This is a genomic window from Streptomyces sp. NPDC017940, from assembly GCF_044328435.1.
Taxonomy (GTDB): domain Bacteria; phylum Actinomycetota; class Actinomycetes; order Streptomycetales; family Streptomycetaceae; genus Streptomyces.
Genome location: NZ_JBIRHJ010000009.1, coordinates 75639 through 90031 on the forward strand (window position 1 = coordinate 75639; position 14393 = coordinate 90031).

11 protein-coding genes and 1 pseudogene are annotated in these 14393 nt (G+C 72.5%); 4 read left to right on the top strand and 8 right to left on the bottom strand.

Annotation, left to right across the window (positions count from 1 at the left end):
- Position 1 precedes the first annotated feature (1 nt).
- A complete protein-coding gene (locus ACH4DX_RS28935) occupies positions 2–1510 on the top strand; it encodes a tripartite tricarboxylate transporter permease (RefSeq protein ID WP_398157320.1) in 1509 nt (502 codons plus the stop codon).
- Positions 1507–1788, top strand: a pseudogene (locus ACH4DX_RS28940) (GNAT family N-acetyltransferase); the annotation flags it as partial. The gene ACH4DX_RS28935 and the pseudogene ACH4DX_RS28940, both read left to right, overlap by 4 nt.
- Before the next feature lie 42 nt (positions 1789–1830).
- Here ACH4DX_RS28940 and ACH4DX_RS28945 read toward each other — a convergent pair.
- From ACH4DX_RS28945 to ACH4DX_RS28955, 3 genes are all read right to left on the bottom strand, one after another.
- Complete coding sequence (locus tag ACH4DX_RS28945) at positions 1831–1983, bottom strand: hypothetical protein (RefSeq protein WP_398121503.1); 153 nt, start codon at positions 1981–1983, stop codon at positions 1831–1833.
- Between the two features lie 131 nt (positions 1984–2114).
- Complete coding sequence (locus ACH4DX_RS28950; protein ID WP_398157321.1) at positions 2115–2633, bottom strand: DUF402 domain-containing protein; 519 nt, start codon at positions 2631–2633, stop codon at positions 2115–2117.
- Positions 2614–3546, bottom strand: a complete 933-nt coding sequence (locus ACH4DX_RS28955; protein WP_398157322.1) for a GNAT family N-acetyltransferase — start codon at positions 3544–3546, stop codon at positions 2614–2616. Before ACH4DX_RS28955 ends, ACH4DX_RS28950 begins: the two co-directional genes overlap by 20 nt.
- 74 nt (positions 3547–3620) lie before the next feature.
- Between ACH4DX_RS28955 and ACH4DX_RS28960 the strand changes: the two genes are divergently transcribed.
- Positions 3621–4016, top strand: a complete 396-nt coding sequence (locus tag ACH4DX_RS28960) for a GntR family transcriptional regulator (protein WP_398121509.1) — start codon at positions 3621–3623, stop codon at positions 4014–4016.
- Between the two features lie 159 nt (positions 4017–4175).
- Here the strand turns inward: ACH4DX_RS28960 and ACH4DX_RS28965 are convergent, their stop codons facing one another.
- Entirely contained in the window at positions 4176–5270 is a 1095-nt protein-coding gene (locus tag ACH4DX_RS28965; RefSeq protein WP_398121511.1) for a DUF5925 domain-containing protein, read from the bottom strand.
- 176 nt (positions 5271–5446) lie between these two features.
- Between ACH4DX_RS28965 and ACH4DX_RS28970 the strand changes: the two genes are divergently transcribed.
- Positions 5447–6865, top strand: a complete 1419-nt coding sequence (locus ACH4DX_RS28970; protein WP_398157323.1) for a xylan 1,4-beta-xylosidase — start codon at positions 5447–5449, stop codon at positions 6863–6865.
- 55 nt (positions 6866–6920) lie between these two features.
- Here ACH4DX_RS28970 and ACH4DX_RS28975 read toward each other — a convergent pair whose 3' ends face one another.
- The 4 genes from ACH4DX_RS28975 to ACH4DX_RS28990 are packed head-to-tail and all read right to left on the bottom strand — an operon-like array spanning position 6921 to position 14119.
- Positions 6921–11339 (bottom strand): lipopolysaccharide biosynthesis protein, encoded by a 4419-nt coding sequence (locus ACH4DX_RS28975; protein ID WP_398157324.1) that lies wholly within the window; start codon positions 11337–11339, stop codon positions 6921–6923.
- Positions 11332–12135: a polysaccharide deacetylase family protein gene (locus tag ACH4DX_RS28980; protein ID WP_398121517.1), complete on the bottom strand. Its 804-nt coding sequence runs from the start codon at positions 12133–12135 to the stop codon at positions 11332–11334. Before ACH4DX_RS28980 ends, ACH4DX_RS28975 begins: the two co-directional genes overlap by 8 nt.
- The gene (locus tag ACH4DX_RS28985) at positions 12132–13220 is read right to left on the bottom strand and encodes a glycosyltransferase family 2 protein (protein WP_398157325.1); all 1089 of its coding nucleotides are present in this window, start codon (positions 13218–13220) and stop codon (positions 12132–12134) included. The genes ACH4DX_RS28980 and ACH4DX_RS28985 overlap by 4 nt, the downstream gene beginning before the upstream one ends.
- On the bottom strand, positions 13217–14119 hold the full coding sequence (locus tag ACH4DX_RS28990; protein ID WP_398157326.1) for a glycosyltransferase family 2 protein: 903 nt from the start codon (positions 14117–14119) through the stop codon (positions 13217–13219). The genes ACH4DX_RS28985 and ACH4DX_RS28990 overlap by 4 nt, the downstream gene beginning before the upstream one ends.
- Positions 14120–14393 lie beyond the last annotated feature (274 nt).

A 14393-nucleotide genomic window follows, 5' to 3' on the forward strand; every position in this document is an offset into this window, starting at 1 on the left:
CATGAACGCCTTCAGCTCCCTGATGGACGGCTTCGGCACCGCGCTCACCCCCGTCAACCTCCTGTGGGCCGCCGTCGGCGTGCTCCTCGGCACGGCCATCGGCGTCCTGCCCGGCATCGGGCCCGCGATGGCGGTGGCGCTGCTGCTCCCGGTGACGTACGGGCTCGAACCCACCGGCGCCTTCATCATGTTCGCGGGCATCTACTACGGCGCGATGTTCGGCGGCTCCACCACCTCCATCCTGCTGAACACGCCCGGCGAGAGCGCCGCCGTCGTCGCGGCCATCGAAGGCAACCCGATGGCCAGGGCGGGGCGCGGCGCCCAGGCACTCGCGGCCGCCGCCATCGGCCACTTCGCGGGCGGCGTGATCGGTACGGTCCTGCTCGTCGCGCTGGCCCCCGAGGTCGCCGACCTGGCCGTCGACATCGGCGCGCCCGACTACTTCGCCATCATGGTGCTCGCGTTCATCGCCGTGACGTCCGTCCTCGGCTCCTCCCGCATCCGCGGCCTCGCCTCCCTCCTCATCGGCCTCACCCTCGGCCTGGTCGGCCTCGACCAGATGACCGGACAGGAGCGCCTGACCTTCGGCTCGCTCCAACTCGCCGACGGCATCGACGTGGTGATCGTGGCCGTCGGCCTGTTCGCGATCGGCGAGGCGCTGTGGGTGGCCGCGCACCTGCGCCGCACCAGTGGGCAAGCCATCCCCGTCGGCCGCCCCTGGCTCGGCAGGCAGGACGTCCGGCGCACCTGGAAGTCCTGGCTGCGTGGCCCCCTCATCGGCTTCCCCTTCGGGGCGATCCCCGCGGGCGGCGCCGAGATCCCGACCTTCCTCTCCTACGTCACCGAGAAGCGCCTCTCCCGGCACAAGGACGAGTGGGGCAAGGGCGCCATCGAGGGCGTGGCGGGTCCGGAGGCCGCGTCCTCCGCGTCGGCCGCGGGCACCCTCGTGTCGATGCTGACGCTCGGACTGCCCACGACCGCCGTCGCCGCCGTGATGCTCGCCGCCTTCCAGCAGTACGGCATCCAGCCGGGCCCGCTGCTCTTCGAACGCGAGTCGGAGCTGGTGTGGGGCCTGATCGCGTCCCTGTTCGTCGGCATGGTGCTGCTGCTCGCCCTCAACCTGCCCCTCGCCCCGCTCTGGGCGAAGCTCCTGCGCGTCCCGCGCCCCTATCTCTACGCGGGCATCCTCTTCTTCGCGGCGGTCGGCGCGTACGCGGTCGGCGGCGAGGCGATCGACCTGGTGATCCTGCTGCTCATCGGCCTGCTCGGCTTCGGCATGCGGCGCTACGGACTGCCCGTCCTGCCCGCCGTCATCGGCGTCATCCTCGGACCGGGCGCCGAACAGCAACTGCGCCGCGCCCTCCAGATCAGCGACGGCAGCGTCAAAGGCCTGGTCGATACGCCGTTCTCGGTGTCCGTGTACGCCGTCGTCGCGCTGATCGTGCTCTGGCCACTGCTGCGGAAACTGGCGCGCGGCCTGCTGAGGTCCCGTCGTAGCGTGACGGGATGACACCCGGGACCTGCGCGGCGTACGAGATCCGCCTCGCCGAAGCCGCCGACGTGCCCGCCGTGCGGGCGGTCACCGACGCGGCGTACCACCGCTACATCGAGCGCATCGGCCGTGTGCCCGCCCCCATGGAGTCGGACCACGCCGGGAACGTGGCGGCGGGGCGGATGTACGTCACCGGACCCGCGCCGGGCACGGTCACCGGTCCGGTGGTCCTCGACGCCCACGAGGACCACCTCTGCCTGGACAACATCGCCGTCCACCCCGACGCGGCGGGACGCCTCACGCCCTGACGGCGACCGGCGAGCGGCCCGGGGGCGGACTCACTCGGTGGGCCACCACACACGCAGCACGTCTCTGCGGACCTCGGGCCGCTCACGGGACGGCCGACCCGAGTCCTCCCGGGCCTCCCGGTTCTCCCGCTCGCGGCGAACGGCGGACTTCGCGACGGTCTTGTGCACGGTCACTCGGCGCATACGGCCTCCCTGCCTGTTCGTCCTGCCGTACCCACGGAACGGCCCGGTGACACAAACCGGCGGGTCGGCTCCAGCGCACCTCCATCGGAACTCAGGCCTCCGGTCAGCGCCCGCGCGCCTCCGGCCGGGACTCAGACCTCCCGCTCCGGGCCGAGCCCGAGGCCCGCGCGCAGCCCCTCGGCCCCGGCGATCCGCTCCAGGGTGTCCAGGGCCGCACGGGCGGACCGCGCGGCGGCGGGATCCGTTGCGGGCAGGGAGCCGGCCGCGAACTCGTCCTCGTCAAGACGCAGGACCGTGGAGCCGTCCGCGGAGCACCACAGGTCGAGGTCCAGGTCCTCCACCGTCACCACGGCGTCCGTGCGCACGGCGGGCCGGGTCACGTCGCAGTACCAGCCCTTGAGGGTGCCGTCGGCGGCGTGGACCTCCTTGACCGCGTACCAGCGGTCGCGCCAGAAGTGCTCGACGAACACGTCGCCCGGCTCGAACCGGACGAAGCCGAAGTCCCGCACGCCCGCGCCCGCCCAGGGCGCCCGCACGGTGACACGGGTGCCGTCGTCAGCGAGCAGCCTCGCCGGGTAGCGGATCTTCGTGCGGCCCGCCTTGCGGAGGTGGACCTCCACGTCGGCCGGCTCAGCCGAGGGTGCGGACATGACGTACCTCCGTGTCGCAGATCTCGTAGCCGAACCACTTGTTGATCGCGAGCATCGGGCCGTTCCCCGCGTCGTTGCCGGTGAACGCCGCCGTGCGGCCCGCGGCCCGGGCGCGGTGCAGCGAGTCGTTCTTGGCGAGCTTGGCGAGGCCGCGGCCGCGGTGGGCGCGCGCCGTGCCGGTCATGCCGCTGACGTAGCGGGACGCGCCGTCCGTGCGGGCCAGGGTGAACGCCGCGGGGCGCCCCTCGACGAGCACGACGGTCGTCAGCTCGCGGTCGACGAGGGGATGTTGCCAGGTCTCTGCCAGCCAGTGCTCGTAGTCCGTGAACTCGGCCGCCACATCGCCCGGTTCGTCCGCGACGGTCTCCGCGTCGAGCGCGAACAGGGGGCGCGGGTCGGCCGCGAAGTCGGCGCCCGTGCGCAGCTCCACACCGGCCGGGAGAGGCTGCCGGGGCGGCAGTCCGCCGGCGGCCAGGTCCAGCCTGAGGAAGTGCGCGGACCGGCTCGCGCGGTAGCCGCGGCGGGCGGCGAACGCCAGGTTCCGCGGGGCGTCCAGGACCCAGGAGTACACCGCCGTCGCGCCCTTGCCCGCCAGGTGCTCCTCCGCCGTGCGCACGAGCAGCGAGCCCGCGCCACGGCCGCGGTGCTCCGGGTGGACGTAGACGTTCGCGAAGCCCTGCCCCGGCTCGGGGCTGTCGTACGCGATGCCGACCTGCGCGGTGCCGACCGGTTCGCCGCCGGACTCCGCGAGCAACTGGAGGTAGTGCGCGTCCGGATGGGCGTGCTCCGCGTCGAACGCCACCGAGGCGGACGTGGCCAGCATGGCGGGCAGGCAGGCGCGGCGGATCGCGGCGAACGCGGTGGTGTCCGCGGGGTCTGCTGGGCGCAGGGCACGGACCAGGACTTCTGTCATGGTCCGGACCGTACGCGGGCGCGCTCGGGGGGCGCCTCTCCTTTTTCGCCCGCGGGGTACGGGACAATCGCCGGGTGACGTTGACGATCGTGCTGGACGAGGGTGCGGAGGGGCGGGCCGTGGCCGCGCCCTACGAACAGGTGCGGGAGCAGATCGCCGCGCAGGCGCGGAGCGGGAGTCTGCCCGTGGGCTACAAGTTGCCCACGGTGCGGGGGCTCGCCCAGACGCTGGGGCTCGCCGCCAATACCGTCGCCAAGGCGTACCGGGCCCTGGAGGAGGACGGGGTCATCGAGACGCGGGGGCGGAACGGGACGTTCGTGGCCGCGGCGGGGGACGCCGCGGCCCGGGGCGCCGCCGACGCCGCGCAGGCCTACGCCGAACGGGCCCACCGCCTCGGCCTCACCGAGGAGGCCGCCTTGGCCGCGGCCCGGGACGCCCTGCGCGCGGCATACGGGAGCTTCGCCCCGTAAGGGGCGCGGGGAACCGCGCGCCAAGCCCCCGCCAACGCGCAGGCAACACACACGGGGCTTCGCCCCCGGCCCCCGTATCGGCGCTCCGCGCCTCGTCCTCAAACGCCGGACGGGCTGGATTTTCGGTACCGCAGGCAACACCCACGGGGCTTCGCCCCGCTACAGGTACAGACCCCCGTCGGCCCCGTCCCGGGCGGACGGAAGGGACGTGGGGGAGGACCCCCGCCGGAGGGCGTACAGCTCGGCCAAGGTCGCGCCCTCGCGAGAAAGCCCCTCCGTGGTGCCGAGCCACTCGGCGGACTCCGAGGGCGTGAGCGGCCCCACCTCGATACGGGCGAGACACCGCCCGGGCCGCACCACCGCCGGGTGCAACCGCTCCAGGTCCTCGTTGGTGGTGACACCGACGAGGACATTGCGGCCCTGCCCGAGCAACCCGTCCGTGAGGTTGAGCAGCCGGGAGAGCGCCTGCCCCGCGGTGTGCTTGGCCTCACCGCGGATCAACTCGTCGCAGTCCTCGAGGAGCAGCAGCCGCCAGCGGCCCTTCGCGGTGCCGTCGTCCTCGCCGATGGCGATGTCCATGAGATAGCCGACGTCGGTGAACAGGCGCTCGGGGTCCAGGACGCAGTCCACCTGGCACCAGTCGCGCCAGGACCGGGCGAGCGTGCGCAGCGCGGACGTCTTGCCGGTGCCCGGCGGGCCGTGGAGCAGCAGCAGCCGACCCGAGATGTCCTCCGGCGTGGTCTTCATCAGCTTGTCCATGGCGCCCGCCACCGGCGCGGTGTAGTTCTCCCGCACCTCCTCCCACGTGCCCGCGGAGATCTGCCGCGTCGTGCGGTGCGGACCGCGCCGCGGCGACACGTACCAGAACCCCATGGTCACGTTCTCCGGCTGCGGCTCGGGCTCGTCCTGCGCCCCGTCCGTGGCCTCCTTCAGGATCTTCTCGGCGAGCTCGGCGCTCGCGGCCGTCACCGTGACGTCCGCGCCGCGGTTCCAGCGGGACACGAGCAGCGTCCAGCCGTCGCCCTGGGCGAGGGTGGCGCTGCGGTCGTCGTCACGGGCGGCCCGCAACACCGTCGCCCCCGCCGGGAGCAGCGCGGATCCCGGCTTGACGCGGTCGATGTTGGCGCTGTGCGAGTACGGCTGCTCGCCCGTCGCGAAGCGGCCGAGGAACAGCGCGTCCACGACGTCCGCCGGGGAGTCGCTGTCGTCGACGTTGAGCCGGATCGGCAAGGCGTCCTGAGGGTTCGCAGACATGCCGCCATGATCCGTCACGCATGCGCCCTCGTGCACGCGGTTTCCCCAGTGCGCTGCCGCGTACCGGCGCGCGCGCCGCACCGGGGCGGATGTCCGGAACCCGTGCCCTCACCCGTGCCGGGCGTGTCGGGTGGAACCGGCCCCAGCGCGCAGGCACGCCGCTACCCTGGCCCTTGATGCGACGGCATGCGTGGAGTTCGGACGAGCGGCGGTGGCGTCTCGCCGCCCTCATCGGTATTGGTCTGGCCGCCCTGGCCCTGGTCGTGACCGTGCTCAACGTCCCCGAGCAGAACCGGGGCAGCACGGCCGGCACCACCCCGGACGGCGACAAGGTGCACGGCACCCCCGCCGTGCCTCCCGGCGCCCCGGCCCCGGAGGTCGGCTTCGGCTTCACGCACACGCAGTACAGCGCCGACGACGGCGACGACGCGGCGGTCGGCCGCGCCAAGCGCCTCCTCGCGGACCAGCGGCGCCCACTGCCGCAGATCCAGCACCTGATGGGCTGGGGTGCGGGCAACCCCGAGCCGGTCAAGGGGCGTTACGACTTCGAGGCCATGGACCAGCGCATCGACTTCATCCGGGCCACCAAGGGCGCGCCGGTCGTGACGCTGTGCTGCGCCCCGGACTGGATGAAGGGCGGCGAACCGGGCTCCGACAACACGGACTGGAGCCAGGAGTCCCTGGAGACCGCGCCCCGCCCCGAGCACTTCGACGACTTCGCCGCCCTGGCCGCGACCGTCGCGAAGCGCTACCCCGACGTACGGCACTTCCTCGTCTGGAACGAGTTCAAGGGCTTCTGGAACACCCCCGAGAAACGCTGGGACTACGAGGGCTACACCGAGTTCTACAACCTGGTGTACAAGGCCCTGAAGGAGGTCGACAAGGACATCAAGGTGGGCGGCCCCTACCTCGTGATGGACAGCGTCCACCCCCGCCAGACCGAGAACGCCTCGGACGTCAAGGGCCCCTGGGGCCGCCTCGACAAGCCGTCCGTCGAGGCGTTCGACTACTGGAACAAGCACAAGGCGGGCGCCGACTTCGTGGTCGTGGACGGGGCCACGTACACCGTCGACGACGAACTCCATCCCGACGAGTTCGGGGCCACGGACAAGTTCACCGCCGTCGGCCGCTGGGTGCGCGAGCGCACCGGAGGGCTGCCGCTGTGGTGGGCCGAGTACTACGTGGAGCTGGGCGACAGCGAGGACAACCGCGACGACTGGAGCGAGCCGCGCCGTGTCGCCGTGCACGCCTCGGGCCTGATGGCGATGGCCCGCGGCGGTGCGACCAGCGGCTTCTACTGGAACCCGCAGAAACGGGGCGAGAAGTGCGCGGGCTGTCTGTGGAGCGCGACCCAGCTCCCCGACGGCGGCCGCGAACTGCCCATGCTGCGGACGCTCGCCCGCTTCTCCGCCGCCTTCCCGCCCGGCACCCGCTACGAGAAGGTGTCCGTCGCGGGCGACGCGTCGAACGTCCGCGTCCTCGCCGACGACGAGACGGTCCTGGTGGTGAACACCCAGGACCGCGAGATCAGCGCCGAGGTCGACGGCGAACGGTTCGCCATGGCCGCGTACGAGGTGAAGTGGCTCACCCGCTGAGTCGCCGCACCGGGTGAGCCACATCCGTACGAGCCCTCCAGGGGCCGGGCCGCCGCTACGCCATCGTCAGGAACCGCTGTATCAGCGACGCGAGGAACACCGCGAGCAGCGGCAGCGAGAACCAGAAGCTGCTCTGCAACCAGCGCTGCTGCCCCACGCTGGGCGCCGCCGCCACCCTGACGACCTCCCGCACCGCGAGGAGCGCGATCAGCGCGAGCACGGCGAGGGCACCCACCACCGACCACGGAGTCCAGGTCACCTTCGGTCCGACCGCACCCGGTTCGGCCTTCACGACGGGGGTGTCGGGCTGTGCGCGCAGCGCGTACAGCATCGCGTCGGCGTTGCCGTACACCTTCTTCAGCTCCGCGCGCTTGTCGAGGGAGCGGGCGAGACGGGTGTCCCAGTTCTCCGGATAGCCCGTGTCCATCTGGAGATAGACGGTCTGACTGCGGTTGATCATGAGGTACGAGTTCGGGCCCGCGTCCTTGAGCGCCTTCACCAGGCCCGACACCAGGGCCGGGTCCACGGGCGCCAGGGTGGGCACGTACTCGACCTTCTCGGCGTCCTGTCTGCCCCAGGGGATCGCGGGCGTGACGTTGTTGACGGTGTCGTTGCTCATCCACAGCAGCCGTACCGTCGGGTCGTCGTGCGCGTACACGTACTCCATGGCGGCGACCTCGCCGGTCCTGATCCGCTCGAAGGGCTCGTTGCCCCAGCGCGCTACGAGGAAGCCGCCCACGAGGACGAGTCCGGCGAGCAGCGCGGCCAGCGGTGCGTGGCTCCTCCTGTCGCGGTCGCGCTCCTCGGCCGTGACACCCGTACGCGGGAACAGCGCGAGCCCGGCGAGCAGCGCGGCACCCGGCAGCGCGAACATGAACACGCGCAGCGCCATCTCGCCGCCGTAGCTCTGCATGCCGAAGCCGAGGAACGGCACGAAGGCGAGGACGACGAGGGACACCTCGCGGTACTTGTACCTGCGCCTGCGCCACCAGCCGAAGCAGGCGAGCGCCAGCACCGAACCCGCGAGCGCCACCCGCACGTACAGGACCAGCTTGTGCGTCTCGCTGCCGCCCTCGATGCGCCCCGACACCGACGACGACACATTGGAGCCGACCCCGCCGACCCCGCCGAACAGTTCGCTGAAGTGCCCCGACCAGTAGGGCTCCGCGAAGAAGCCCAGCCACACGGCGACCAGGACACCGCACAGCAGCGGCATGCCGCGCAGCTCGCAGCGGCGCACCAGGACCAGGACCGTCAGGACGCCGAGCATCACGAACGGCGTCAGCTGGTGCGCGGGCACCGTGCCCGCGAACAGGCCCATCAGGACGAGAAGGAGCACCGCCTGCTGGCGGCGGTCGGTGGGCTCGACCTCGGCCTCGCCGGGCCGCCGCTTCGTCCACACCACGCGCGGCGCGCGGAACCACACGAGCAGGACGGCCACGAAGGCGATGTACAGGAGGTACGTGAACCCCTGCGGCGAGAAGTAGTCCTGGCCGACCCAACCGCTGAGGACGAAGATCCACAGTCCTGCCCACTTGGCGCGCCAGCCCGCCCGCAGGGAGCGGGTGAGCAGCAGCATCGGTACCAGGTAGAGCAGTTGGATCGCCGTCGGCCACCAGCGGATGACCTCGGTCATGTCCGAGACGCCGCACGCCTTCGCGAGGAACGTGGCGGCGGCGAAGAAGCCGGGCCAGCTCCAGCGCGCGTCCAGGTCGGGCACCGCGGTGCCGGTCCTGTCGATGTACTCGAGGAAGCCCAGGTGCTGCCAGGCCGTCGCGAACCGCGGCTCCGTCTCGATGACGGCAGGCAGCGCGTGCAGGGACACGACCGTGGCGACCAGGGTCAGCAGGAGCAGCCGCCGGTGCGGGCGCTCCTGCCACAGCAGTGTCGCGAACACGCCCACCAGGAGCGCGGCCCCGAGGAGCGTGGGCAGCGGCAGCACGGAGACGAGGCCGAGCCCGCCCATGCGGTCCAGGTCCCGCTCGCCGAGCCCGGACACCGGCAGCCAGTACAGGCCGAGGGCCGCGACGAGGAGCGCGCCGAGGAGGAGGGGGCGACGCCGTGCCGCCCGGTCCGCTCCCGGACCCGGCGCGACACCCGCCAGGGGTGGGGACGCGGCGGCCGGGGTGGCGGGGGCCGCGGGGGTCTTCTGCGCTGCCGGGGGTGGGGCGGAGGCCGCCGGTGCGGGTTCGGCCCGGCGGGTGCCGAGTGCTTGCGGGGGCACGGCGGCCGGCGGAGCCATCGGGTTCACCACGGTCGGCCAGGGTTCCTTGACCTTGGGCTTCGCGGCACCCGACCCGTTCAGGTCGTGCAGGCTGTCCAGGCCGTCCAGGTGGTCGAGGCCGTTCAGGTCGTGCAGGTCGTGCAGGTTGCCGAGGCCGTTTGCGTCGCGCGGGTCGTTCAGGCGGTCGAGGCCGTTCACGTCGCTTCGGCCGTCCAGACCGTCGAGGCCGTTCACGTCGCTCAGGCTGTCCAGGTGGTCGAGGTCGTTCACGTCGCGCAGGCCGTTCCCCTCGCTCACGCCGTCCGGCGCGTCCGGCACGGCAGGCGTGCTGGGTCCGTCCCCCGCTCCTTCCGCTGCTGCTCCGGTCGCTTCGGCCGCGTCTGCCGGTGCCGCGTCAGCGGGTGCTGCGTCTGCCGGTGCCGCGTCAGCCGCTGCTCGGGCTGTCCCGTCTGCCTCGTCCTGAACGTCGGCCTCTGCGGGCCCGGCGCCCGCCTTGCTGAGCACCACCCCGCGCTTGCCGGGCCGGGCGGCGGGCGGCGCGTCCTCGGCTGCCGCCTCGTCCGCCGGCGTCGTGAGCGCCGACCTGACCGCCCACGTCGGCAGGTGTCCTGTCATCGAGCTGTCCCCCTTGCCCGCTCCCGCGGGCCCCCGTGCCGTCAGGCCCGGACGTACGTCCGGACGCCGCTCCTGGTGGTCCAGGTCGATCTGGACCGCCAGTTGCAGTGTGTCGGAGTCCAGGGACTCGCGCAGCGCCCACGCGGGACCGTGCCGCCGCCGGTCCGGGGACCGCGGGTGCGCCTGACCGGCCGCGGCGGGCGCCGTGCGCGGCGCGGGGGAGCCCGGGGTGCCGAGATCCGCCAGGTCGCCGTCCGGCGCCGCGCGCTCGCCCGGTGCCGCCCGCGTGATCGCGTACAGCTTGGGCGCCGCGATCGCCACGATCAGCGCCAGGCTGGAGATCTCCGCGACACCCGCCCCCGTCAGCCCCATCCGCGGAAGCAGCAGCAGCGTCAGACCGAGCACCAGGACGCACAGCAGGCCCTGTAGCCAGGCGAGTCCGGAGGTACGGCTCTGGGCGCGCAGGACGGCGAAGTACGTCTCCATGACGACCCGCAGCGCCGCGCCCACCGCGAACCAGCGCAGCAGCGGTGTCGCCGCCTCCGAGTAGCCGGAGCCGAAGACGTGCAGGATGTACGGGGCGCCGACGAAGAGGATCGCGCACACCGGAAGCATGATCCGCGCCATCCGGCGCAGCGCGGCCCGGGTGTTGGCGGCGAGCCGGGCCGGGTCGTGGGCGCCCTCCACGGTCAGGGACGCGCCCATGTTGATGGCGAGCAGGTTCGTGGTGCCGCCGATGGTCGTCGCGATGTAGAAGTACGCGTTGTCCTCGGAGCTGACCTGCGCGGCCACGATCACCGGTACGAGGTACACCACGGCCAGCGAGCACAGCGAACCGGTGTAGTCGCCCGCGAGGAAGCGCCCCATCTCCCGCACCGAGGGCGGCCGTGTGCGCCCCTCGGTGGCCTCGACATGGCGCGGCACGAGCCGCCGGAACACCAGCCAGCCGAGCGGTATCACCGAGAAGGCGATCGCCGCCACCCACGACACGAAGACCCCGGCCGTCGGAACGGCCGCCGCGACGACGATCAGGAGCCCCAGCTTCACGACGGAGAACACCGTGTTGCCCACCGGCACCCACAGCGCGTTGCGCAGCCCGGTGAGCACGCCGTCCTGGAGCGTCAGGAGCGACCACGCGATCACCGCGGCGACGAAGGCGAGACCGGCGAGCGGGCCGTGCAGGAAGCGGTAGGACGGCCCCCACAGGTCCAGGGTGAACAGGAAGACGAGGGCCGCGAGGCCGACGACGACGGAACTTCCCGCGTAGGTGCGGAAGATGAGCTTCCCCGTCGCGCGGCCCGCCACCGGGATGAAGCGGGCGAGCGCGCCCATGAGGGTGACGGCGGTGATGCCCGCGAGCAGCTTCATCGCCGCGATGGCCGCCGAGCCCTGGCCGACCGCCGACTCCGAGTAGTAACGGGCGGCGGCCAGCCAGAAGCCGAGGCCGAGCAGGCCGGAGATGCCCGTGTTCAGCATGAGCGCGTAGGCGTTGCGGAAGAGCGGGGTGCTGCCCCCGCCCTTCCGCGCTCCCGGCAGCCGCAGGCGTCGCGGCCTGCCGGGTGGCGGTGGCGCCCCGCCGCTTTGCGCCTCGGTTCCTGTGACCTCTGCCGCTGCGGTGGTCTTCGTGTCAGACACGGGCGCGAGCTGCCTTCCGGCGGGCTTGTCGGGCTCTGCGGACGATGGCGTACCCCTTGCTGAGCACCCGGTCCCTGGCGAAGCACCGGGTGAGCGAACGGCCGAGCAGCAGGCGCTCGAACTCCTCGACGTCCGTGCTGCGCCGCACCGTCACCCGGCGCAGCGCGTACGGGCCCTGACGGCGCCGGGCCAGGGCGTTGCCCACGGCGAGCGACTGCCCGAACCCGGCACCCCGCACCGCACTCCGCACCCGGCGGCACGAGTAGCCGTAGGGGTAGGCGAACGACACGGGCGGCGTGCCCAGCTCGTCGGCGAGGATCTCACGACAGCGCACCAGCTCGAACCAGAGGGCGTCGTCACTGAGTTGGTCGAGCTGCGGATGCGTGTGGCTGTGACCGCCGATCTCCGCGCCCGCCGCGGCCAGATCGCGCACCTGGTCCCAGTCGAGCATGGTGTCGAGGCCGCCCCCGTTGTCGTGCTGCCCGCGCACCCAGGCCGTCGCGACGAACAGCGTCGAGGCGTAGCCGTGCCGGGCGAGGGCCGGGAGCGCGTGCCGGTGCACGCCCTCGTAACCGTCGTCGAAGGTGATCAGGACCGGGCGGGTGGGCAGCGGCCGGCCCGGGTTGCGCCAGTGCGCGGCCAGCTGGGCGGTGGTGAGCGGGGTGCAGCCGAGCGCGCGGACGACCTCCATCTGCTCGGCGAACGCCTCGGGCGCGACGGACAGGTCGTGCGTGGCCTCGTTCGGCCGGCGCGCGACCGAGTGGTACATCAGGATCGGTATGCCGGAGGTTCTCATGCGGCGGCCTCCCCGCCCCCCGAGCCCTTCGCACCCTCCGAGCCCTTCCGGTCCTCTGTGCCCCCGGCGCCGTTCGGGTCCGCAGGGCCCCCGGGCGGCGCCCCCGCGGACCCCGCACCGGCGATGTCCACGATCGAGAACGTCGCGCCCGACCGCCGCGCCCGCGCGCTCCCGACGACGTACCCGACCGCGGCCGCGGCCACGCCCGCCACGATGGCGCCCGCGCGCCCGGCGCCGCCGGGACGGGCCAGGAGCGCGTCCCGCAGCCCGCGGCCGACACCGGCGGGCAGCACCCGGGTCGCGTAGCGCCGCTCCGACTCGAGCCCCTTGTCCGCTCCCACACTGCGTGCCACCAGGGCCTTGGAGAGGCCTTCGGCGTACGCACGGGTACGGAAGTAGGCGAAGCGTTCCCTCGCGGGCGGCACCCGGTGGTGGATGACGGCGCGGTCGTCGATGAGCAGCACCGCGTCGGGCCGCGCGCGGGTGAGCCGGATGCACAGCTCCGTCTCCTCGCAGCCGAGGGGCAGTTTGTCGCCGTCACGGCCGATGCCGTTCGCGAAGCCGCCCGCGATGTCGAAGGCGGTGCGCCGGAAGGAGGCGTTGCCGCCGAGGACGTTGCGCACCCGCACCCGGCCCGTCGGATGGCCGCGGTACATGCACCCGACGACCCAGTCGAACTCCTCGGGGAACCAGCGGGGCCTGCGCCCGGAGGCCCAGGCGGGCAGGGTGCGCCCGCCGACCGCGAACACCTCGGGGTCGGTGTACCCCTCGGCGAAGCGGAGCAGCCAGTCCCGCTCGGCCACGGCGTCGTCGTCCAGGAAGGCGATGATCTCCCCGGTGGACTCCGCGATGCCGGTGTTGCGGCCCGCGGACAGGCCGCGGGGGCCCGCGTTGGCGAGCACCCGCACCTCTTCCGTTGCCTTGTACTCCCTGGTCAGACGGTCGAGCAGGGACGTGTTGTGGTCCACCACGAGCAGGGTCTCGTGGGCCTTGTGGGACTGCGCGCGCACCGAGGAGACCGCTGCGAGGATGTCCTCCCAGCGGTCCTCGGTGTACACGCAGACGACCACCGAGATGGAGGTCAAGAAGCTTCTCCCCGGTGTGGTCGGCCCGCGGCGCGCGCGCCCTGGCGCTGCGTGCGCCTGTTGGAGCGTTCGGTGAGGATCACCTTGAGGACCCGCAGGCCGTCGCGCACGGCGCTGAGGTTGCTCACGCCGTGGATGCGCAGGTACTCGTGGCTCGGGATCTCCTGCACCTTGAGTCCGGCCTTGACGACGCGGATGTTCATCAGCGTCTCCACCTCGAAGCCGGTGCAGTCGAGTTCGATCTTGTCGAGGCAGTGCCGCCAGAAGGCGTTGTAGCCGTAGCACAGGTCCGTGTAGCGGGCGCCGAACTTGGCGTTGACCACGGAGCACAGGACGTGGTTGCCGAGCTTGCGTATGAAGGTCATGTCGTCGGTGCCGCCACCGTTGGCGAAGCGGGAGCCCTTGGCGAAGTCGGCCCCGGAGACGAGCGCGGAGACATAGCTGACTATCTCGTGGCCGTCCGCCGAGCCGTCCGCGTCGACCATCACGATGATGTCGCCGGTGCAGGCCTCGAAGCCGGTGATGAGCGCGTCACCCTTGCCCTTGCCGAGCTGGCGCACCACCTTCACGTCCGGCCACAGCTCCCGGGCCACGGCCACCGTGTCGTCGGTGGAATTGCCGTCGACCAGGACGACTTCATGAACCCACGCGGGCAAGGTCTTGAACACGTAGGGAAGATTCTCCGCCTCGTTCATGGCGGGAATCACCACACTCACCGGTGGCGCAATGGCCAGGTGCGAGGAGACCGGTCGGTATTCCTGCTGACTGGGAATGGCGGGCAATCCGGCAATGGCCGGTTCTCCGGGCAGTGCGACCTTTTCGCAGCGCGCCGCCGTGCCGGCGGCCGGCTCGATCAAAGGATCTTGTCCCGGCCCGGCCGGGCGCACAACAGAACTCATGAGTCTGATCCCTCTCGTCCGGTGGACCGCCCGCCCCCGGGCGGTCCGGTTGTCGATCCGGTTCGAAAGGGGGGATTCTCACTGCGGCCATGCCGGAATCGATCTCCGGGTATGCCGAGTGAGCTGGCATAACTGCGCGGCACGTGTTCCGGCAAGAATTCGATCACCGGGCACGGGCACCCCCCTACCGCGCCCCGCGCCGGAACCATCGCGGTCTTGAGCCCTCCCCTAGACCGACAGCCGATGGACCGATGCGGGTTGATGTACGACGGTA

Coding starts and splice junctions, on each gene's coding strand:
- ACH4DX_RS28935 (WP_398157320.1), top strand. CDS start 2: ATGAACGCCTTCAGCTCCCTGATGGACGGCTTCGGCACCGCGCTCACC.
- ACH4DX_RS28945 (WP_398121503.1), bottom strand. CDS start 1,983: ATGCGCCGAGTGACCGTGCACAAGACCGTCGCGAAGTCCGCCGTTCGC.
- ACH4DX_RS28950 (WP_398157321.1), bottom strand. CDS start 2,633: ATGTCCGCACCCTCGGCTGAGCCGGCCGACGTGGAGGTCCACCTCCGC.
- ACH4DX_RS28955 (WP_398157322.1), bottom strand. CDS start 3,546: ATGACAGAAGTCCTGGTCCGTGCCCTGCGCCCAGCAGACCCCGCGGAC.
- ACH4DX_RS28965 (WP_398121511.1), bottom strand. CDS start 5,270: ATGTCTGCGAACCCTCAGGACGCCTTGCCGATCCGGCTCAACGTCGAC.
- ACH4DX_RS28970 (WP_398157323.1), top strand. CDS start 5,447: ATGCGACGGCATGCGTGGAGTTCGGACGAGCGGCGGTGGCGTCTCGCC.
- ACH4DX_RS28980 (WP_398121517.1), bottom strand. CDS start 12,135: ATGAGAACCTCCGGCATACCGATCCTGATGTACCACTCGGTCGCGCGC.
- ACH4DX_RS28990 (WP_398157326.1), bottom strand. CDS start 14,119: ATGAGTTCTGTTGTGCGCCCGGCCGGGCCGGGACAAGATCCTTTGATC.